We start from the raw sequence: 21,238 nt of genomic DNA on the forward strand, positions 1-21,238 counted from the left end.
ACCAACTGAAAACTGACCTACCACATTTTAATGTACGAAGGAACTTTGTAGATATTGTTAAGCATTAAGCCCAAAACAATTTCATGGCTACCATTGCTTACTTGATTTAGTGCAGAGGTAGAAAAATCGTACGAATAAGTCAGATTAACCATCTTACCGATATTAAATCCAGCCATGGCCGAGAAAGAATCATCTTTGCGGTAGCTGCCTCCCAACCAAACTTTATCTTTAAAGGCCAGCTTCATATTCAGATCGACTGATACTGGTGCTGGCGAAACATATTTAACCATTACAGAAGGAATTGCCGAAATTTCGTCATCTACAAAAAACTTATAACCTGCTGTAGCAAAATAATGCGGCACTTCTTTACCTAAATTGTAGCTGTTTTCTCCTGTAAAGCTCAACTTTTGAGGCAAAATCTGCTGTACCGATACACCGGCAAACATACGTGCGCCATATAACCACAAACCGATACTTAAATCAGGCTTAACCTGATTAATCAATGCCCTGTTTAAAGCGGGATCGTAAGGTGCATCGAATGTTAAGGCGTTAACATCGAGCGAAATGCTCGAAATCCCTGCCGCAACACCAGCCGACAGGTTAAAATTATTGCTCAGCTGCAAATGATAAGCGTAAGTTACATTGGCATCCAATCTTTTTACCGGCCCCGTTTTATCGAGGACTGCCGTTACACCCATACCATGATGTGAGGGCGACGACATGTAATTCTGCATATAATTGCGGTCCATTGGGTTTCCGGTTTGTTCAGGGAAAGCCGTAAGCGCATTACTCCACAACTGGTTATCGCCCAATGCCCAGTGTGCCGATACAAAAGAAGTTTGGGGTGCATCGGTAATCCCCGACCATTGTTTGCGGTAACCTCCTTTAAAATCGATGTAGTTTTCAATTCCGGATAGTGCCGGGTTTAACAGGTACTGATTAAAAATGTACTGGGTATACTGAGGTTTTTGCTGCGAAAAGGCAGTAAATGAGACAAAAAACGCTAATATGATGATGAGTTTCTTCAATTTTATCTGATTATAGTCAACGGACCGGTTATCGTTTTACGACCGTTTCTTGGGTTGATAATATAGTAATAAACACCGACAGGTAAGGGATTATTCTGATAATTCCCATCAAACGGTACTTTATAGCCATCGCTAAAAAATACCCTGTTGCCATTACGGTTAAAAACTTCTACAGTTGCATTAGGATAAGATTCTAAATATTTAATGATCCAGGTATCGTTTACGTTATCGCCATTAGGCGTAAAGGTATTTGGCGGGGTAAGTGCCTGCAACACTTTAACCAAAACTTTTGAGGTGGTCGAACAACCATCAGGCTGTGTGGTTGCGGTAAGTGTATATTCGGTATCCTGACCTGGTGAGGCAATTGGATTTAGCACGTCTGTTTTATTTAATCCAACTGCAGGCAACCACTGGTATTTTAAATTAGTGCCCTGCGCAGTTGCCGGAAGCTCAATCTGTCCGCCTGCCAAAATATAAATTAATGTACCGGCATCTGCTATTGGCGATGCGTACACCTCAATTTCTTTACTAATGGGAGAAGAACATCCATTTGTAGCTGTAAAAGTATAGGTAATGGTATGACGACCTACGCCTGCAATTTTAGGATTAAAGGTACCATCTGCTTTAATTCCATTGCCTGAATATACACCTGTGCCAGGCATTTCTTCTTCCACTTTTTGTGTGACCTGAGTAATTAAAACCGTACCATCGGCTTCACAAACCGCAGGCATATCGGCAAATTCCAATTGTGGCACGGGTTTAAGCGTAAGGGTTTTATCTATAAATTTAAAACATGTTTCGCCTGTATAAGCCACTAACCGGATGGTGTAAGGGCGATCGGTTGTACCACCAAAACTATCATACTTCAATACAATGTCGCTATCATCCGGATAGGAAATGGTTTTATAAATGCTACTTTCCCTGCCGAAATCTCTATAAATCTCAATTTTGGTAATTTTACTACCCTCAAAAGTTGTCGATCTGTTTTTGATAATCACATCATCACTTACACACACATTATTGGTTACGATATCTAAATCGGCCTCTTTTACAGATCCGTTTACAGTAAAAGTTTTCGAAGTTGACACCTCACATCCGTCCTGATTTTTAACGGTTAGGGTTACAATGTAATCGCCTGTGGCAGCGTAGGTAAAAGCACCGTCAAAACCTGTAGAAGTTGCTAAAGGATTATTATTATCATATTTCCATACTGCAGTTAAACCTGTTGTGGTTCCATCTGCATTTTTGGTGGTATTTTTAAACCGTGCTACACCATCTGCCAAACAAAAATCAGGCATTATAAAATCAGCTATTTGAGGATTAATTACAGTTACACTTTTAGGCTTTGGTACACTCACGCAACCTAAATCGCTCACTGTTGTCAGCGTTATGGTATAATTGCCTGTTGCGGCATATTTATGAACGGGAGGTCTATTATTCGCTACTTTCACTTCCGCTGATCCATCTCCAAAATCCCACCTCCATTCTACAATGCTACCAGGACTTTCGATGGTTGATTTTTCAGTTAATATCACAGGCAAATCCACACATAAACCTTTAACATCAAAATCAGAAACAGGTTGAGGGTTTATTGTGATTTCCTGAAATTCAGAAACCTTTGAGCATTTAGAATCTGTAGTGGCGGTTAAAATAACTTTGTAAACACCTTTACTAATGTAGGTATGAACGGGGTTTTGCTCTGTCGATGTATTTCCATCGCCAAAATCCCATAACCAGGTATTAATTGTACGTGTATCAGAATTAGAAGTACTTATATCTTTAAAAGGTATCGGCGAGTTAGCACAATTAATTTTTTCTACTTTAAAATCGGCAGTTGGCTCCTTATCAACCGTAAAATCGGCAACAAGTTCTTCCGTGCTGCCACAATCATCGGCTGCAGGTTTAGTAGCGGTTACCTTAAACTGATAATCGCCGGGAACATTATATTTAATTTCGTTCGGGTAAAAATAGGTGTAGTAAGTCACCCCATTATCCGTAAAATTAGAAACAGCAACTGGTGCAATCTGGCTTATCAGTCCATCCCCATTTTGCACATCCCAATCCAAACGTACAGGTTGGTAAGGCAAATTAATTTTGAGTTTGATAACTTCGCCCAAACAACCACTCGTAACATTTTTTCCTGTCGCTTCGTTTTGAGGCTGAAAAGTAAAATTTTGAATATTTGCCCCTGCCAGGTATGCATAGGACTCTACATAACCGTAACCATAAGCTATAGCCGAAAATCCTCCAGCGGCTGTTAGCCGATGCTGATCTTTTGAATCAAAGGTTACATCTATAATTGCGTAACTGTATTCGTTATCAATATTTACAAAACCTGAAACGGGATTACCATCTAACCTAAGTGACGGGATATCGACAGTTTTAATAATTACATTAATAAAGAATTTAGCAATATTAGTGGGCACACCTCGCAATTTAGAATATACAGTAATATTACTTAATGTTTGTTCTACTGGGTTTAACACCGTTATTTCAGGATCACCTTCATAAGGGTCATTTCCACTCTGGTTTACCTGTGGCCGGTTATTTAAATTACAAGTTTGCGAAGTTTGATACTGTGCTACCGAAATGGGCTTAGAACCCGAAATTACATTGGCTGAGGTAGAGAAAAATGTTACTACTGCGCCTTTATTGTATGGATTACTAAGTGTTGTACCATTGGCATTGGAAGTACTGCCATTAACCGTTAAAACAGTATTATCTTCTGATACAATTACCCTGATTACATCGGTATTACCATGAATGGTATTGTAAAAAGGTGCAGTTACAAAATTTCTCCCCCAGGCTGTGACCGGAAACAATTGTTGATAAAGGTTATCTCCTCCACTTGCGTTACGACTACTCCCTTGCTCACAAAAAGAAGCCCAGGTATTACCAGAGAATACAGCTATTGATTTACACCCCTTGGTTGATTTGATGTGACTTCCGGATAAATCATCTCTAGCTTGAAACTGGTAAATCTGTCCCTTATTGAGCTTTATTGTAAAAGTTTCATTTGCATTATGTTTTGAGTTTCCAGTCTTAGGGGTAATTTCTATATCAGTATCATCTTCGGTAGCCAATATGGTAAACTGTGCATAATAGCCATTGGTATTGGTACTTTGATAACTGTAAGTATAATATTCTTTGCCGAGTGTATTTGTGGGTAATACCAACGTACCTCCTGTACGGGCATTGAAAGAAATTACGCTATATAGAGATATTGGCGATGTTGTAACTACATGTATTCCTTTATCACTTTCGATAACATCACTTCCGTCAATATAAACAGGACGACTATTTGGATCAATAATTACCGGGAGACAAGTATTTGCGGCAATACTGCCACTTGCCACAATCGCACTTCCTATGTAAACCGTATAAGTTGTTGCTTTATCGGCAGATAAAAACAATGTTAGTTTGGAAGAAGTTCCATTGGCATGCCCGCTATACGTCACCCAAAAATCTTTCCCTTTGTTTGATGTATTCTGCGAAAAAACAGCACCTGCCTTAAAGAGCAAAAGAAAAAACACAACCAATAACCAATGCCTGCTCATTACCTATCAGCTTTATTGAAAAACGTTATACATGTTTGTTTGATTAGATATGCAATATACTATTAATCAAAGTACATGAAAAAAAATTAACATTTTTTTTAGCAAGAAATTACCATTTCGTGTAATAAACTCCAGGGGTTATGTAAAATTTTTGCACAAATAAAATGTGGTTTTTATAAAATTAAACGTAATAATGAAGCACAAGTAAGCTAATATAAAGAAAGATTTCACCTCAAATCAATTACACAATTAATATTCAGCTGTTGTTTTCGTCAGATTGGTTACCACTGCCATACTTAGCCGAAAAATCTTTGGCCTTTTCATCAGCAATAGTATCGTTATGGTCTTCGGGTTCCAGGTTTTCATCTAAACGATCGTTCCAATCATTTATTCCTTTAGCGGGATGTTTGATATGTTCTTCTGTAAAATCAGCCTTTGATTTTGCGAGATCTTGTTTTTGATTTTCCATCTTGATATTTATTTTAAATAAAACAATAAAGTATATGGAAAGTTTCGGCTAAGCACGTAGATATTGCCTTACCTGATATTTATGATAAGCGCCCCGTTTCACTAGAAAAGATGTTATTTCTGAGCAGGCGGCTCATCTTTTGCATCTTTAAATTCTTTAACACTCTTCCCTACCCCTCTCATTAATTCGGGCAGTTTTTTACCGCCTAAAATAAGCAGGATAACCACTCCGATTAAAATAATTTCGATTGCAGACATAATTTTCTTTTTTACAAGATACGTTAATTATCCCGAAATAGTTTTTCGATTTATTTAATACAAAAAGAGTAAATTGATCATTAGGAGTTAAGTATATTAAGCAACAATTCACAATGAATACCTGAATAACACTCGCTAAAAGCTATTTAACCCTTAAGCTCTTTCTAAACATTTATTAATGGGCGTTGTTTACAGAAAATTGATTATTGCATATTAATTATTTAATTCTCTACACCAACTGTGCATTCAAAGTCCTTGCTTTTATCTTAGGAATAGCTCCGTAGCGCATAAATTCGGAAAAGCCACGTAATTGTTTTATCGCTTTTATAGCTTCGTAGCCTTCATAATTTGTCCGGATTTTATTAAGTAACATGGTATCTGTTTTAAAGAGATCACTTTCGGTTAAAAGCCCTTTATTTAAAAAACGTTTAATCAGTTCGGCCATTTTGCCATTGGCATATAAATGAATCGGGAGCTTAAACATTTCATTATTCAGTTTCTCAAAAGCTTCATTAATCCAGGTAACTTCACGCTCATCATTTACAGCAATTTTACCTTCGTTCAAAACAACTGATTTTAAAAATTCGCGGGCACGCTGGCGCGAAATTACCCCTCCATGCACACCATCCCGTAAGGTATAATCCAGCCGATCTGCACAAAGTGCTGGCAATGGTTGTTCTAAAATATCAAACGTACCGTGCAGAATATCGCTAATGTTATAACCATATTTGAGCAGAACATCTGGCACCTCTGATTTGCATAACATTTCGGCAAAAATCTTTTCATGGTAATCTTCATCAGTATTATCGAAAACATAATCGCCAACATGCGAAAAAGCGGTGTGCGAAACATCGTGCAACAAGCCTGCAATCTGCTCCAGCTCCGAGCCTCCAAGCATCCTGATCAATAAGGTAACACCAATAGCATGCTCTAACCTGGAATGGCAAATATCCGGATTAACCAAAAATATAGCTCCGCTTTGGTGTACACCTCCTAATCTTTTTAAAACATCAGTATTTAACAAGTCAGAGAATACGGCAGGTAATTCCATCTTACCGTACAAAAAATCATTTAACTGAATCATATCGTTGCTTTATTTATGGGTGATTTCAAAACAAAAATACTAAAAATTTTAGCTTTTTCGTAAATAGTTTTCCACACAAAAACTAAACAAAGTAGCTTTAAATAAACTTTCAAATATTTTGAAAATGATTATTACAATCGCATGATTAATTAAAAAGATCAATTAAAAACAAGGCAATAAATTAAACGTTATACTTGTAAAAAACAGCTATATGGCAACCGCTCAACAAATTAGAAAAGCATATCTGGATTTTGTTTTAACGCAGAACGAAAAACCAAAATCAGTTTACAGCTTCGTTAAGAAGCTTAAAATTACAGAGGCCGATTTTTACCAGTCCTTCTCTTCTTTTGAAAGTATCGAAAAAACCATCTGGTTCGAACTTACTTTCGAAACCATTAGCAAAATAAAGGAGCAGGAAGTTTGGCCGCAATACACTGCGCGCGAAAAAATGCTTTCTTTTTTCTACAGCTATCTCGAAAATCTGAAAAACCAGCGAAGCTTTATTATTTACAGTTTAAAAAACTATAAGGGCAAATTTTCTACCCCCGATGTTTTAGCGGGAGTAAAACCCATTTTCGAAAACTTTGCACAAGAGGTAATTGATGAAGGATTAGATAGCGGAGAACTTGCCGAGCGCCGTTTCTTAAGTAAAAGATATAAAGATGCCTTGTGGATCCAGTTTGCTTTTATCGTTAATTTCTGGATTAATGATGACAGCGAAGGCTTTGAAAAAAGTGACGAGGCCATAGAAAAAGGCATTAACGTAACTTTCGATCTTTTTCAGCACTCACCTATAGATAATTTACTGGAATATGGCAAATTCTTATCGAGAAATGGAAAATTTGCAGATAAAATGGGTTTTTAGCAATTTAAATGAAGACACAAAAAAGTATCCCCACCACTAAGGTAGAACGCTCGGCCAAGTTTGTTAAAACGGGTATCCAGATTGGTGGCAATTATATAAAACATTATTCGAAAAAGTTGTTTAACCCCGAAATGGACCGCGAACAACTTAACGAAGATAATGCAACCGACATTTATAAATCGCTTAGCGAATTAAAAGGCAGTGCATTAAAAATTGCACAGATGCTAAGCATGGATAAAAACATATTGCCTAAATCTTATGTCGATAAATTTACCCAGTCACAATACAATGCCCCGCCCCTTTCGGGTCCGTTAATTGTGCGCACCTTTACCAAAAACTTTGGTAAGACGCCCGAAAATATATTCGATAGCTTTAATCTTAGCTCTAGCAATGCAGCTTCTATTGGCCAGGTACACCAGGCAATTTTAAATGGCAAGAAACTGGCGGTAAAAATTCAATATCCAGGTGTAGGCGATAGCATATCATCTGACTTGAAACTGGTAAAGCCCTTTGCATTTCGCTTGCTTGGCATGTCTGAAAGGGAACTGAATATTTACATTAAAGAGGTTGAGGAGCGTTTGCTTGAAGAAACAGATTACGAACTGGAGGTAAAGCGCTCTATCGAGTTTTCTGAAGCTTGTAAAAACCTTAATCATGTGGTTTTTCCTAAATATTACCCCGAATTATCGGGCAAGCGTATCATTACCATGGACTGGATTGAAGGCTTACACTTGAAAGAATTTTTAAAAACCAATCCTTCTCAGGCTTTGCGCAATAAAATCGGGCAGGCGCTGTGGGATTTCTATAATTTTCAGCAGCACGAATTAAGGGCTGTACATGCCGATCCGCACCCGGGGAATTTTATGATTACACCTGACGAAAATTTAGGCGTAATTGATTTCGGTTGTATTAAAGAAATGCCCGACGACTTTTACTATCCTTTTTTCTCACTGATTTCTACCGATGTTTTTAACGATAAAAACAGAACTATTGAAGCTTTCAGACAGCTGGAGATGATCCATGCGGACGACACTGTAGAGCAAATAGAATTTTACCACAATTCGTACAGTGAAATGATTAAGTTGTTTGCCAAACCCTATACCAGCAAAGTTTTCGACTTTAGCAAACCCGATTTTTTTGATCAGTTATATATTTATGGTGAAAAGATTTCGAAAATGCCCGAATTTAAGCAGGCCCGTGGGGTAAAACATTTTATTTATGTTAACCGAACCAATTTTGGCTTGTACCAGATTTTGCATGAATTAAAGGCTACCGTTAATACCGACACCTATAAACCTACTTTGAATAGATAAACTTAAAACATCAGATCCGTTTTAAGCCATAAAATTGAAATATTTTTATTTTGATTGGGCGATTTGTATTCCATCAAAATAATTTCCGTTTTGTAAGTCTATTCCTAATAATCGATCAGAATTGGTGGTATTCTGACTCATGGTAATTATAATTTTATTTCCGTCTTTTCGCTCAACTTTAAAATCAGGTTGGACCACCACAAAATTCTGACCTGTTTTTTCGATATTTTTTAAATCGACATAGGTTTTGTTTAGTGAAATACCATTTAGCCACCAACCAGTAGTTTCTGTTGTAACAACAATTGAATTGTTGCTGGAATTAAAACTTGCTGTTTTTTGAGAAAGTTTTATGTTATCATCCCATTTCCCAATTTCTCGGCCCTTATTACATGAAACCGTTAAAAAAAGCGCTACAGCAAGCGATAAATAGAGCGTAATTTTTTTCATTATTAGTTTATACGTTATTGTTCGGCGTTCTTTTTCACCACATTTACCATATGGTCTAAATCAAATGGTTTTTCGATGTAATCGTCGGCCTTACAATCTTCGGCCTCCTGCGGCAAATTATTTGAGGTAGAGGTTAGTACGGCCGATACATCTTCAGTCTGAGGATCAGATTTAAGTGCCTTAATTACTTCCGATCCTTTTTTCTTACCTTTTATATGGTCATCAACCACTACCACGTCAGGCTCAATCTCGTCTATCTTTTCTATGGGTTCAGTTGTTAACGATGCGGTTACCTCAAAGCCTTCCTCTTCCAGCACCTGGTCCATAATATCGAGGATATCTTTATTATCCTGAACAAGTACAACTTTTTTCTTCATATGTAAACCGACTAATTTTTATGATTAAAGATAATGAAAAACTATTTGCAAATGAGAATCGTCTGCAGATTTTACCCATCCGGATAAAAATATTTCAGTAAGCAGAATTTTTTGCTCCGGTTCGTCTTGAATTTATGCCCGTTGGTCGAGTATTACTAATCGATTGTATAAAAATGCAAAAGGTGCTGCAACGTTTTTAAAATCACAGCGTCTTATCTACAAAACAAAACAAAAACAGACTTAAACAATTCAATAACAATTAATTAACATTTAATTATTAAAATATAAAATACTATGAAAACCTCAATCAAATCCCTAATCGCCACTTCATTAACAGCAATCGTTTTATCTTCGGCCTTATTTACAACCAGTGTTTCGGCTACAGAAAAAGAACCAGAAAAAATTATTAAAATTTCTGATTTTAAACGAATCTCAGTAAAAGGAAATGTAGAGTTAACTATTGTTCAAAAAGGCTCAATTGGTATTTCTTATAATGATGATAACTATGGCACTGCAAAAGTGGTACAAGATGGCGATGCCTTAAGAATTACTTCTACCAGTCCTGAAAAAACAAAATTAACAGTTGTTGTTAACGACATCTATAGAATTGAGGCTTCAGAAAATGCAGTAGTTAAAACTGACGGAAAATTAAGCACCAAATACCTTCAAATTTTCTTAAGAGGAAATGCACATGCCGATATCAATACCAGTTCAGAAGGTTTATACACTGTAATTGCTGATGATGCAGACTTAAAATTAAGCGGATCAACTGATAATCATACTTTGGTAATGGGTAAATCGCAAAAATTAACAATCGATAGGTTTGCAGCTTTAAAAACCAATATCAGTTCGGTAGAAACTGTTGCAGTAGAAAAAGAGATCGCAGCAATCAAATAATATACGCACACACAAATGAACTTTAGGCTCCCTCACAGGAGCCTTTTTTGTTTATAAACAAAAAACCTCCGATTTAAAACCGGAGGTTTTTTAATTATGCTTAACGCTGCAGTACTTTAGCAATTTCCTGCTCAATCGATTTGATCTCTTTGGGCTTCAGTTTTTTTGTAGCATCGGCTTTAGCCTTTTTCTCTTCTACATACTTTACGCCAACCCGTAGTGCTTTTAATCCCGAAACGCCCTGCAACTCTTCCAGCTCCAGGTGTTCTAAATCATCATTTAAATAGCCCTGAACCTGCATGTATTTAATGTACTCTAAATACTCTTTGGCTTCTTCAGGGTTAAAGTAAACCATGGCTATTTTATGCGGCTGTGTTAAACGTTCGGCCGTGTCTTTAACCAACACCTTATCAATACGTTTTTTAACTACCTCGTAACGGATATTATATGCGCCTTCTACATCGAAACGACGTTCATCGTTCCTGAAACTAATGTCAATGGCATTAGAGTGGATAAAAATCAATTGCGTAGTTTCAAGTGCACGTGGCATTTCGGCAATTAAACTTTTCGATAAACGGGCAATATCTACCATCGAAGTAAGTTGCCAAAGGCGGATATTTTTCAGGTAAAGTAAATCGAATGGTTTTTCGGGAGCAATTTCCTGACCAATGTAAATATCGTACTCAACGCCATCGGTTCTAAACTTGGCAAAATAGCAAGGATAAGAGGCTTGCAGCTTTGATTGCGATTTTTCCAAGTACTGACTTACTTCGGTATTGATCAGCTGCATAGAAACCTCCAGTTGCCTGCGATTTTCGAATGCGCCACCGGTTTCGGGTACTACCACCTCGAAATACTTGTCGATAACTTCGGCAGTTTTAGGGTGATTACCTTTAATAATTGATAAGAACGGATAAACTTCTATTTCTAAAAATTCGTTCAGCTGGCTTTCTTCGTTCGAAGAAGCAAAATCGCCGATTCGTTTAATCCAGTCTTTACAATTGAAAATCAGTTTATCAATCAACTCTAAAGAAACATGCTTGCGGATGAGTTTTAGCGTATCAATCAGCGTATTCAATTGCACCTCCATATCGTCTTTCAGCGCTTTGTTACGCTCGATAGTAGAGTTGCGGATATCGATGGCACCAAAAAGCGGATACAAATGCTTAAAGGTAATGGTTTCGATTTCTTTTAATTTATGGTAGCCATTGTTCTGCTGAAGGAAATGCCAAACGGCCTCGTTAAACTTCCACTGAACAGAAGGTTGCAAAGCGGTAAACTTATCCATCAGAATTTCATCCATTTTGGCATCAAACTCTTCAATACTGTATTGGAAAAGCTGGCCAATTAACGGCAAGGCTGGACGTAACCTCGACAGCAATTTATCATCAACGGCTACTTCATCGTTAGAGTATACTTCCAATACCCCTGCCAGTTGCTTATTGTAATAAATAGGCAGCACCGAATAAGAGCAAACGCCAGCGGCTTTTAAAACCTTTAAAAAGGGATCTTTCTCTATCTGATCGTCGTTAATGGCACTTACAAAAATAGACCGTGGGTTTTCCTTGTATTTATCAACCAGCGAATAAAAAACTTCTTCTTCTAAATTGGAAGCTTTTGCCGAATTGATAAGCATACTCTGCGAAAATTCCTGATTATCGAATACCAGCTTATTGTTAACCGTTAAAAATGGCATTAAGCCAAATTCGAGCTTGCTGTTTCCACTCAGTGTTTTTAAGGCATGTATTACATGGCTATAAGCTTCGGTTTGATAATTATGATCAACCAAAGCACCACGAATACCCTCGATAGAATGCTGCAAAGTTACATCGGTAATGGAAATAATGCTGAAGCCTTCAAAACGAAAATCGCTTAAAGGCAGGTGCTCTACCAGGTATTCTAATTCTGTTTCTTCCTGAAAATGTTTACCCAGGGCTTCAAAATTAAGCTCAGGTAAATCGCCTTTATGCATAATATCTACAAACTTGGTATCGGTTTGAATATTGTAGTATTGCGTAAGCTTGGTTTCCTGGTTTAAATGGGCATAAATAATCTCATTTTTAAGCACCGAGGTAAAATTATAAAAACGGGCCAAAATGGTATTGTAAATAAATTTCAGCTGTTTTTTTTCTACCGGCTCATTATCCTTTGTTACTTTGTTCTTTGGATCGTGATCTTTAAAAAACTGATAAAAAGCATTGGTACTAAAAAATATCTGATCGGGAATTGGGGTACTTAAAGCCCAAAACAAATCGTCTTCATTATCCATTAAAGGCGTTAGAATGGTAAAAATCAATTCTAACGTATCTTTATATTTCGATAAATCTTCGGCGCTTATGCCACCTAAAAGTACATCGTCTTTTTCTATTTTTTGAAGTAGAAACCTGTAAAATTCTGATTTTACGGATTTCTCTGTTTTCAAACGGCCCTTTAAATACTCCACTAGTGGACGAAAAGACAGACTTGATTCTACCTGGCAATGAATACATTCATTTTTATGTATCTGTATTACATTGGTGTTCATTGTATAAGTTTTGCTATAGGGTAAAAATTATAGTTATCTAATTAGTTACTAAACTCTTGCAAAGATACTTACTGCCCAATGCAATGTTAGTCTGCTGAACGTAATACTTCGATAAAACATCCATAATTATGTTACACAAATTTAGTACCTAAAATTTAGCGATACGTACGGATACCAGCCATCGCTCGAGTGTCCCATCACAAATCGTACAACTGTGAGTGATGCCGGTGCAAAATAAACCCCACCACCTACGCCGTGGTGCCATACTGTTGATGGTTCGTCACGTTTCCAAACCCTGCCAACATCGTAAAAGCCCAGTAAGCCAACTTGTCCGGGTAAAACGTAACTTACCAAATCTCCAAGCTTTGCCCTAAGCTCTAAATTATTGTAAAACATATGTTCGCCGGCAAACCTAAACTGGCGGTAACCTAACAGGTTTCCTTGTCCGCCTAAGTATAAAGCCTGGTAAAAAGCTGGCTTACCCACTGTAACCCCACCGCCAAAACGATCGGCCAGGATAAAATTCTTTCTGCCATCTAAATTTTTATAAAGTGCAATACTGGCGGTAAATTGTCCGATAGAATTGGAATATTTATTTACGCCTTTATAACCCAAAAGTTTAAAATCTACGTAACTGCCCAGGGTTGGTAACAAGTCGTTATCGCGGGTATTGTTGGTAAAATTTACAAATGCACCGGCAAACATCTTTTCGTTGCGTACAGTTAAACTATCAGATGAGTGCAACTGTGCCGGGTTTTCTATAAACCGGCCTACATTATCTTCCTGATTAAGTTTATAATACTGATAGGTTGGGCCAACACTAAAAGTAGATTTAGGACGGCGCCAACGGATGGCGGCATCAACCTGATACAGATTGAAACGAGCCCTGTAATACCGAATATCATCGCCATGTTCATCGAAATGGGTTTCGTTACCAAAGCCAAAGAAATTTTGCGTGTTATTAGGTGCGTTTGCATCGGCTTTTACCACAATATCGCCTTTGCCCAAAGCTTTTAACCACTCGCCTTTATAGTTAAACCTAAATGCTTTTGTAGAAAACGAGTGCAAAAACGAAATAGTTTGCGAGTTGCCGTAAGGTTGTTTTCTAAAACCCGGATTGGTTTGTTTGTAAATTAAGCCCAATAAAACGCCATCATCGTTATTGTAACCGGCATTTAGCAACCATGAATTTCGGCGGTACATATCTTTAGGGATATAGCTGAAATTAGCTGTATCGTTAGAGATGATTTTCCTGATTTTATTTTTATCGTCGCCCAGGTAAGTTGCCTTATCTGTTCGTCCATAAAGTTTAACATTGCCATTGCTGTTGGCAAAATCGTAAACTTTACTGCCTTTACCTCCAATAATACGAAGTTTGATACCTGAATTTTTGTTATTCAAAATCAGGCTATCGTTTCCGTTGTGCATATACACCCGAATTTCTTTGGTAACTTTCGGATCGAAAGAACGGTTAAAAAGTTCGTCTTTAATATTCCCTTCTTTCGAAATTTTATTGATTTTAATGCTGAGGCCATTTTCTGGCGCATCTGTAATTTGTATCCGTTCGTTTTTGTTGGTAACTTCTATATCTACAATGCGGTTAAAGAAATGATAGTACTGGTTCATTAATTTAGGCAATGTGGCAATCCGGTTGCGCAATTGTGCCAAAAAGGCATCGTGGTGCAGCGAGTAACTTGGTTCGGGAAGTTTTTTCAATGCTTTTTCGAAAACAGCATCGTTGTAATTGGCGCAAAAATCTTTTACAATCTTGTCGAATTCTGCTTCTCCGATATTGGCTGTCCAACGGCTGCTGATTTCCCTTCCTTCCCATAAAAACCAGTTTACATCTTTTATACCGCGTTCATAGCCCTGCATCATCGGCAAAAGCGACGAAGATTGGGTGTAACGTTGTAACTTGCCATCTGAGCTAAAAAACACCTGATCGCGGTCGCGGGGTACTGGTGTATAGAGCGATCCGTCTTTGGTTTTGGTTTCTTTCCAGCGCCATTGGTCTTCGTGCCTGTCCCAGTCGCCCAGCAAGATATCAAATGCCCTGGCTTTTACCCAGGCGGGTCCATCCAGGCGGTTATCATTATCATCAGTTAATTTTTTATCCATTTTTGGAGAGCTATCCGATTCGCCAACAGGTTCGCGCTCTTCAAAAAGACATAAGGTATTGGCAAAAGCAGGTTCAAATTCGCCCAAGTTATCATCGGGCGAAACCCAGCCAATAATTGGCGAGCTATGCGGAATACCGGCTGCCTTTGCTAAATCGGGTACTACCAGCGCCGAAAACGGGTGCTGTGCCGACATGTTATCTTTAATTACATCTTTGGCAAAAGTTTCGCGTAAGGCAGGCGGTAAAAGTACTTCAGGGTATTTTTCTACACTCCGCAACACATATTCTTTACCATTCTTATCTTCCAAGCGCAAAGAGCGCGATTGGTTTCCGCCACCACGTTGTGTAGCTTTTAAGCCGCCCATCATTTGCGAAACCCTAAGTACGGGCACTTTGGTACGCGCAGCATATTCTTTACGGTAATTTTCGCCAAAAATAAAGCGGTGAAAACGTCCAACACTATCATATTCGGGTTTTATGCTTACAAAAATACTGTCGGCTGTAATGGGCTTATCGCGGTTGCGTATTTTTTGACTAATGGTTTCGAATTTCTTGGTATAGCTATAAACGCGTTGAACACTGGTATCGGAATAGATATAGTACTCGTAACGCATATCGTTATTCTTCAACTGATCGGCCACTACATAGCCTTGCTGCATTTCGTGAAAGAGGGAGGTTTTACCTTCTTTATTAGGTGAAACTTTTGAGCCTGAGCCACTAATTACCTGCAAATGTTTTCCTTTAATTAACTGCAGGCCGTGTTCATGTCCGGCTACGTAGGTAACATTGGGATAATCGCCAAATACACCGGTGATGGATTTGATCATATCTTTATAAGCCGGATGGTTCAGATCTTCGGGACTGAGCAGCGTTGAACGCAACAGCGGATACACCGAGCCTAAAACAGGCATAGGGATATATAGGTTTTTGTTTAAGGAGGTAAGCGGAAAAATGTGGTTACGCAAATTGAAATAGCCGCCATGTGGCCCGTAGCTCTGAAACGGGTGATGCGACGCTAAAAGAATCATTTTATCTTTGTTTTCTTCTAACAGCTGCTCCATTTTTACCAGTATTTCATCTTTGGTACGGCATTCGCACTCGCCGTTTGGATTAAATTTATTGTAGGGAAATAACCACCATTCGCTATCGTAGGCAATAATGGTAAGCTTATCGGTTAATTTAATGGCCACCGGATCGGGACAACCATTATCGGGGATCAGTTTAAGCAAAGGATCATTCTGCGCCCTGAGGTAATCGCCCTGCGCCTGTATTTTGGCCAGGCCTTTGGGACCCGATTTATCCCAATCGTGGTTACCGGGAATGAAATAAACCGCAGCACCCATTTTACGCATGGGATCGAACTGGGAGTGTAATATCTTTTTGGTATCTTCTTCTTCAACACTACCGGGAAGGCCCATTCCGGTTGGATAAATGTTATCGCCCAGGTAGAGTACTGTAGTTTTTTTAGGGATGACCTGTTTGGCGGCATTTTTTAAATCCTGCATTTGTGCAGGGTTCATTTCGCCGGCATCGCCAAAAAGAATCACACGGTATTTCACGTCATCCTGTGCAAAAGCAATGAGGTTGGTTAAACATAAGATTGAAAAAAGGGTAAATCTTTTAATCATATTCCGGTGTTTGTATAAAGATAGTTAATTTAAAATTTAATTTGTTTGATAGAAAAGCCGTCATCTCTACTGAAGCGCAGCGAAATGCCTGCCCGTACAGGCGGAGAGAGGTCTATGATAGATTTCTCGACTGCGTTGCACTTCACTCGAAATGACGACCCCGCAAGGCTAAGTTTTATAGACCAATTGGCATTCAGACTTCTGACACCGGACCTCGGACTTCTGACTTTTCAATACCTACTTTTTCAATTTAAACATTAAAATATTTCCGGCGGCTAAAGTACCTCCTTCGTTAGAAATGTAAAGGTTATGGTCTTTATCAAATGCGATGCCTTCGGGTTGATTGAAGAAACTACCTGCTAAAGGGTATGTTGCTTTGACTTTAAAATTCGCATCGGTTACTACCAGCAGTTTATTCATTGATGAAAGTACGTACCATTCGTCAGTTGCTGTATTTTTAGCTAAGGCCGATGGACGGAATTTTGATTTTGTTGCACCCGACATTTTTTCGATTTCTTTGTGCGAAATACCAAACTGACCACTAGCGGTAAAGGTACCGTCGGCGGCTACTTTAAAGCCATAAATACTTGTCGATTTTGCCTTTGCATCGGGTTTGCTGTCTTTGGTCAATATATAAATCATTCCTGCCTTTTCATCTGCAGCCAGGCCTTCGTATTCTGCCTTTGGCACCAGATCTTTGGTTTTAACTACATTGGCCACTGCAGGTGCATTAATGCCTGCTATAGGGAAAGTATGCAGTTCGCCATTGCTTTTTAATACAATTACAAAATTATTGATGATCGCCAGGTCTTCATAATCGCCTTTACCTCCAAATTTGGTAAACTTTGCGGTTTTATCGGTTAAACCTAAATGGAAAAGATCTCCATCTTCATCCTGAATGGCAAATACTTCTTTAGCATCGCCATTGTAGAATACAATACCCGAAATTTCAAAAAGGTTCTGTGGCATATTGTATTTCACAGGGTTTGCCAAATCGTAAGGAAACGTTCCTTCTGGCGCATCTGCAGCAACATTTTCTGTATTAGCAGTTTGTTTATCGTCGCGATTACTGTTTACACACGATATGCCTAAAAAAGCTGTTGCAACCAAAAGGCCCGAGGCAATAAAAGTTCTTTTATAATTCATAGGTAATTAAATTTAATGTTTGTTTTTTAATAATTGGTAAATGCCACGCTGCGAGCTTATCGGGGTACCAATCGTTTCTACAGGTATATTTTCCATGTGTTCATCAATACAAACAGCCTGCACGTTATCTTGTTTTTGAATGGCAACGATATCGATAATTTCCTGCTTAACCTGTGCATCGTAAATCGGGAAACAGACTTCAATGCGGCGGTAAATATTGCGGTTCATCCAATCGGCCGAACCCAGAAATACGTCTTCTTTACCCAGGTTATGGAATATAAAAATACGGCCATGTTCCAGATAACGATCTACAATGCGGGTAACCTTAATGTTTTCGCTCATTCCCTGCACACCAGGCACCAGACGGCAAATGCTGCGTACAATCATATCAATTTTTACTCCTGCTGTTGAGGCCTCATAAAGTTTATCAATCAAAACTTTTTCTTCGAGGTTGTTCATTTTAATGGTTATTGCTGCAGGCTTGCCTTGTTTGGCATGTGCTATTTCGCGATCAATTAACTCCAGAAAAACCGTTTGAAGGTTAAACTGCGCCACCAGCAGGTGTTTAAAATGAATCAGATCGGAAGCGGATGGTTTTACCCTTTTGGCCAGAAAAATAAACAGGAGTTCTACTTCGCGTAGCATTTCCTTGTTGGCCGTCATTAAAACATGATCGGTATAAAATGCGGCGGTACTTTCGTTAAAATTACCGGTAGAAAATAATCCGGAGTAATGCATCCTGTCGCCAACCTGACGTTTAACCAGCGCTACCTTGGCATGTACTTTTAAAGCTGTTACACTGTAAATAATATCCACACCAACCTCGCGCATTTTCTTTGCCCATTTAATATTGTTGGCTTCATCAAAACGGGCTTTAAGCTCAACCAAAACTGTAACTTTCTTACCATTTTTGGCTGCGCTGATGAGTGCATTCACAATTTTCGAATCGCTGGCTACACGGTAAAGGGTAACGTATATTTCACGCGTATCGGCATCAATTGCGGCTTCGTTAAAAAAGCGCAAAATACTGTCGTAACTCTGGTAAGGGGTATGTACAATAATATCTTTTTGGTAAATGGCTTCAGTTAAGGAACCTGTTATCCAATCGGTATTGCATATTTTTGGCCAGTTCTCATTCGATAGTTTCGGCAAATTTACCGGGAATGACATCAGGTCTTTCAGGTTATGATACTGCCCTCCTTCTATCCTGTTGGCTTTTTTTAAATTGAAAAGCTTCTTCAACCGGTCCATTACTTCATCCGGAATGCCGGGCTGATGCAAAAAGCGGGTAGCGAGACCTAAATCGCGTTTTAAAAGCTGTTTTTCCAGCTGATCGGATAAACTGCCCGGGTACTCATCTTTCAGGTCGAGCTCGGCATCGCGGGTAATTTTAAAACTGTAACAACCGCTAACCTCCTGATCGGGGAATATCCTATCTAGGTGAAAGCGGATAATATCATCCAGAAAAACAATAAATATACCATCAGCCGTATCTACTTTATAAAAACGGGGCAACTGATTAGAGGGGATATTTAAAATTATCGTTTCGGTTTCTTCTTCTTTTTTTAGCGTAACCAAAAAGTACAACTCGTTGTTGGAAGGAAAGAAACCGCTATCAGTTTTTAAATAAACGGGCTGCAAAAAGGCCATTACCTGACTTAAAAAGTACCGGGTAAGGTTTTGCTCAATTTGGGCTGGAATGGGCTCACCGTAAATTAAGTTTATCTTATTTTCTTTAAGCTGGGGAATAAGTTGTGTACGGAGCACTTTACCATATCGCTGCTGTTGATCGGTAATAAACTGATTAGCGGTATTTAATAAATTATCGTCGATTTTAATGTCACTATCTTCGCGGTTACTCAATTTCTCTAATGCCAGTAAAATAGGCATGCGTACGCGATAAAACTCATCGAGGTTAGACGAAAATATGGATAAAAACTTAATGCGTTCCAATAATGGCACCGTACTGCGTTCGGCTTCCATTAAAATGCGCTCGTTAAATTTTAGCCAGCTTAAATCGCGGTTAAAGAAAGTAGTTTCGATCATTTGTTCCATTAAAGTTTACCGTAAGCTGCGTAAGCAATAACGAATGCAAATACTGCGGCAATTAAGCCCCACATAAAAATATTGTAGGCCAGGCGAATGAGTTTATATTTACGGCCCAAAACCACACCCTGCGAGTACACATCGGTAATTAGGGTGCCGTATAAAAAGTCTTTATCGTTCATTACCTTAATCATTCCTTCTGTATAACTGGGCAAACTCATTTTATAAAAGTTACCAAAAAACAGCAGGTTCACTTTTTTATTGTCCATATCTTCTTTGGTAAATTCTCCTTTTGGGATAGATGGACGGGTAGATAGAATAGAAACCACCACACAGGTTAAACTAACTAATAGTAAAATAAAAGTGGGAATAATCAGATTGCCATGATCTTCGAGCCTGCGTAGCAGCAAACTCACAATTAGCGAAAGCATAATGGAGTTTACGGTAATCAGTATGTGTGCTTTATTATCCGCCATATCGCTAAGGCGTTGGTTGTTGGCCGAGGTAATACGGAACATGGTTTCGATACCTTTATCAGGCCTGTCGTCTTTATCTTTCTTTTTCTTTCCGGTTACTACTTCGGGTGCAAAATTTTCGGTCTCGGCCAGCTCAGTGCTGATTTCTTCCTGGGCAGTAAGCTTACTTTTTAATTTAGCGATGTTTGCCTGTTTCTGATCGCTTAACAACAGGCTTGCATAATCGGTAAGGTAATGGTGCGATTCCATAAATTGGATATCTTTTTGGCGCCATTCGGTTTTGCTGATGTCTTTTTTGTAAATCAGTTCTACTTCTTTGTGCATTAACTTTCCTTTTTTTCGAAAATCGGGCAGTCCAAGGTGGAAAAGATCTGCATCGCAAAGAATTTTATCGGTTTGGTTGGTTGGTTGCTGAGGAATTTTTGTGGCTAAAATAGCACTTTTAACACCCTCACGCACATCTGCACTTACCCCATTTTTCTCCAAAAAATGATCGGCCATTTCAGCCCCTTTTGCTTCGTGGTTTAATGCATCTTCAAAATAACCGGTATCGTGAAAGTAAGCTGCTACGGTTACCACGAAGAAATCCTGCTCACTTAGCTGGTAATGGTTGGCAATTTGCTGCGCCGCATTAACCACTTCTTCGGTGTGTGCAAAATTGTGGTAAACCAACCTCGGATCGTTATGGGTTTGGAAGTAATGGCTAACATGCCGGGCTGCATCTTCCTGCAATTGTTTATAGTTCATGAGCGTATTCGGGCTGGGATAATTTATTGTTTTGAAGGAAATGCATTTTCTTTAAATCAATTAAAGCTAAAATTGTTTCGATTTTATGATTTAAAATTACGCTAATTTTAACAAAAACAATGTTCATCTGCCTTAAACAATAATAATGCCTGTTTATTTTACAAAAAGACTAAAGTCGGAGGTCGGGAGATCGGGGTTGGAAGTCTGGATGCAGAACCAAAACTTAATGTGCTTAATTACTTAATGGTGAAAAGTCGA

General features: G+C 38.6%; 15 protein-coding genes. 3 read left to right on the forward strand and 12 right to left on the reverse strand.

All coding sequences use genetic code 11. From position 1 onward, the window contains the following. Window positions 1-17: 17 nt before the first annotated feature. The 5 genes from DBR40_RS04325 to DBR40_RS04345 form a co-directional block, all read right to left on the reverse strand. Complete coding sequence (locus DBR40_RS04325) at window positions 18-1,028, reverse strand: type IX secretion system membrane protein PorP/SprF (RefSeq protein WP_124558581.1); 1,011 nt, start codon at window positions 1,026-1,028, stop codon at window positions 18-20. Window positions 1,029-1,030: 2 nt separating this feature from the next. Further along, window positions 1,031-4,585 carry a PKD domain-containing protein gene (locus tag DBR40_RS04330; protein WP_124558582.1) on the reverse strand — a complete coding sequence of 1,185 codons (3,555 nt, stop codon included), beginning with the start codon at window positions 4,583-4,585 and terminating at the stop codon, window positions 1,031-1,033. 256 nt (window positions 4,586-4,841) lie between these two features. Then, on the reverse strand, window positions 4,842-5,054 hold the full coding sequence (locus tag DBR40_RS04335) for a hypothetical protein (protein ID WP_124558583.1): 213 nt from the start codon (window positions 5,052-5,054) through the stop codon (window positions 4,842-4,844). A 113-nt stretch (window positions 5,055-5,167) separates the two neighbouring features. Beyond that, window positions 5,168-5,311 carry a twin-arginine translocase TatA/TatE family subunit gene (locus tag DBR40_RS04340; RefSeq protein WP_124558584.1) on the reverse strand — a complete coding sequence of 48 codons (144 nt, stop codon included), beginning with the start codon at window positions 5,309-5,311 and terminating at the stop codon, window positions 5,168-5,170. Window positions 5,312-5,540: 229 nt separating this feature from the next. Then, on the reverse strand, window positions 5,541-6,395 hold the full coding sequence (locus tag DBR40_RS04345) for an HD domain-containing protein (protein ID WP_124558585.1): 855 nt from the start codon (window positions 6,393-6,395) through the stop codon (window positions 5,541-5,543). Between the two features lie 211 nt (window positions 6,396-6,606). Here DBR40_RS04345 and DBR40_RS04350 point away from each other — a divergent pair, with 211 nt between their 5' ends. Both DBR40_RS04350 and DBR40_RS04355 read left to right on the forward strand, forming a co-directional pair. Next, window positions 6,607-7,260 carry a TetR family transcriptional regulator C-terminal domain-containing protein gene (locus DBR40_RS04350; protein WP_124558586.1) on the forward strand — a complete coding sequence of 218 codons (654 nt, stop codon included), beginning with the start codon at window positions 6,607-6,609 and terminating at the stop codon, window positions 7,258-7,260. Window positions 7,261-7,268: 8 nt separating this feature from the next. Beyond that, the gene (locus DBR40_RS04355; protein ID WP_124558587.1) at window positions 7,269-8,573 is read left to right on the forward strand and encodes an ABC1 kinase family protein; all 1,305 of its coding nucleotides are present in this window, start codon (window positions 7,269-7,271) and stop codon (window positions 8,571-8,573) included. A 45-nt stretch (window positions 8,574-8,618) separates the two neighbouring features. Here the strand turns inward: DBR40_RS04355 and DBR40_RS04360 are convergent, their stop codons facing one another. Beyond that, window positions 8,619-9,020 carry a hypothetical protein gene (locus tag DBR40_RS04360; RefSeq protein WP_124558588.1) on the reverse strand — a complete coding sequence of 134 codons (402 nt, stop codon included), beginning with the start codon at window positions 9,018-9,020 and terminating at the stop codon, window positions 8,619-8,621. 14 nt (window positions 9,021-9,034) lie between these two features. Continuing rightward, window positions 9,035-9,397: a two-component system response regulator gene (locus DBR40_RS04365; protein ID WP_124558589.1), complete on the reverse strand. Its 363-nt coding sequence runs from the start codon at window positions 9,395-9,397 to the stop codon at window positions 9,035-9,037. Between the two features lie 294 nt (window positions 9,398-9,691). On the opposite strand from DBR40_RS04365, the gene DBR40_RS04370 reads away from it, so the two are divergent. Continuing rightward, entirely contained in the window at window positions 9,692-10,294 is a 603-nt protein-coding gene (locus DBR40_RS04370) for a GIN domain-containing protein (protein WP_124558590.1), read from the forward strand. 100 nt (window positions 10,295-10,394) lie between these two features. On the opposite strand, the gene DBR40_RS04375 is transcribed toward DBR40_RS04370, so the two are convergent. From DBR40_RS04375 to DBR40_RS04395, 5 genes are all read right to left on the reverse strand, one after another. Beyond that, window positions 10,395-12,818, reverse strand: coding sequence for a GAF domain-containing protein (locus DBR40_RS04375; RefSeq protein ID WP_124558591.1), 2,424 nt, complete (start codon window positions 12,816-12,818; stop codon window positions 10,395-10,397). A 141-nt stretch (window positions 12,819-12,959) separates the two neighbouring features. After that, on the reverse strand, window positions 12,960-16,565 hold the full coding sequence (locus DBR40_RS04380; RefSeq protein WP_124558592.1) for a BamA/TamA family outer membrane protein: 3,606 nt from the start codon (window positions 16,563-16,565) through the stop codon (window positions 12,960-12,962). Between the two features lie 237 nt (window positions 16,566-16,802). Continuing rightward, window positions 16,803-17,711 carry an SdiA-regulated domain-containing protein gene (locus DBR40_RS04385; RefSeq protein WP_124558593.1) on the reverse strand — a complete coding sequence of 303 codons (909 nt, stop codon included), beginning with the start codon at window positions 17,709-17,711 and terminating at the stop codon, window positions 16,803-16,805. Window positions 17,712-17,723: 12 nt separating this feature from the next. Continuing rightward, window positions 17,724-19,766: a polyphosphate kinase 1 gene (gene ppk1, locus DBR40_RS04390; protein ID WP_233603803.1), complete on the reverse strand. Its 2,043-nt coding sequence runs from the start codon at window positions 19,764-19,766 to the stop codon at window positions 17,724-17,726. Continuing rightward, complete coding sequence (locus DBR40_RS04395) at window positions 19,766-20,980, reverse strand: Pycsar system effector family protein (protein WP_124558594.1); 1,215 nt, start codon at window positions 20,978-20,980, stop codon at window positions 19,766-19,768. The genes ppk1 and DBR40_RS04395 overlap by 1 nt, the downstream gene beginning before the upstream one ends. Window positions 20,981-21,238 lie beyond the last annotated feature (258 nt).

The sequence above is a fragment of the Pedobacter sp. KBW01 genome (genome assembly GCF_003852395.1).
In the GTDB taxonomy this organism is placed as follows: Bacteria; Bacteroidota; Bacteroidia; order Sphingobacteriales; family Sphingobacteriaceae; genus Pedobacter.

Coding starts and splice junctions, on each gene's coding strand:
- DBR40_RS04385 (WP_124558593.1), bottom strand. CDS start 17,711: ATGAATTATAAAAGAACTTTTATTGCCTCGGGCCTTTTGGTTGCAACA.
- DBR40_RS04330 (WP_124558582.1), bottom strand. CDS start 4,585: ATGAGCAGGCATTGGTTATTGGTTGTGTTTTTTCTTTTGCTCTTTAAG.
- DBR40_RS04340 (WP_124558584.1), bottom strand. CDS start 5,311: ATGTCTGCAATCGAAATTATTTTAATCGGAGTGGTTATCCTGCTTATT.
- DBR40_RS04335 (WP_124558583.1), bottom strand. CDS start 5,054: ATGGAAAATCAAAAACAAGATCTCGCAAAATCAAAGGCTGATTTTACA.
- DBR40_RS04380 (WP_124558592.1), bottom strand. CDS start 16,565: ATGATTAAAAGATTTACCCTTTTTTCAATCTTATGTTTAACCAACCTC.
- DBR40_RS04350 (WP_124558586.1), top strand. CDS start 6,607: ATGGCAACCGCTCAACAAATTAGAAAAGCATATCTGGATTTTGTTTTA.
- DBR40_RS04360 (WP_124558588.1), bottom strand. CDS start 9,020: ATGAAAAAAATTACGCTCTATTTATCGCTTGCTGTAGCGCTTTTTTTA.
- DBR40_RS04365 (WP_124558589.1), bottom strand. CDS start 9,397: ATGAAGAAAAAAGTTGTACTTGTTCAGGATAATAAAGATATCCTCGAT.
- ppk1 (WP_233603803.1), bottom strand. CDS start 19,766: ATGGAACAAATGATCGAAACTACTTTCTTTAACCGCGATTTAAGCTGG.
- DBR40_RS04345 (WP_124558585.1), bottom strand. CDS start 6,395: ATGATTCAGTTAAATGATTTTTTGTACGGTAAGATGGAATTACCTGCC.
- DBR40_RS04355 (WP_124558587.1), top strand. CDS start 7,269: ATGAAGACACAAAAAAGTATCCCCACCACTAAGGTAGAACGCTCGGCC.
- DBR40_RS04375 (WP_124558591.1), bottom strand. CDS start 12,818: ATGAACACCAATGTAATACAGATACATAAAAATGAATGTATTCATTGC.
- DBR40_RS04370 (WP_124558590.1), top strand. CDS start 9,692: ATGAAAACCTCAATCAAATCCCTAATCGCCACTTCATTAACAGCAATC.
- DBR40_RS04395 (WP_124558594.1), bottom strand. CDS start 20,980: ATGAACTATAAACAATTGCAGGAAGATGCAGCCCGGCATGTTAGCCAT.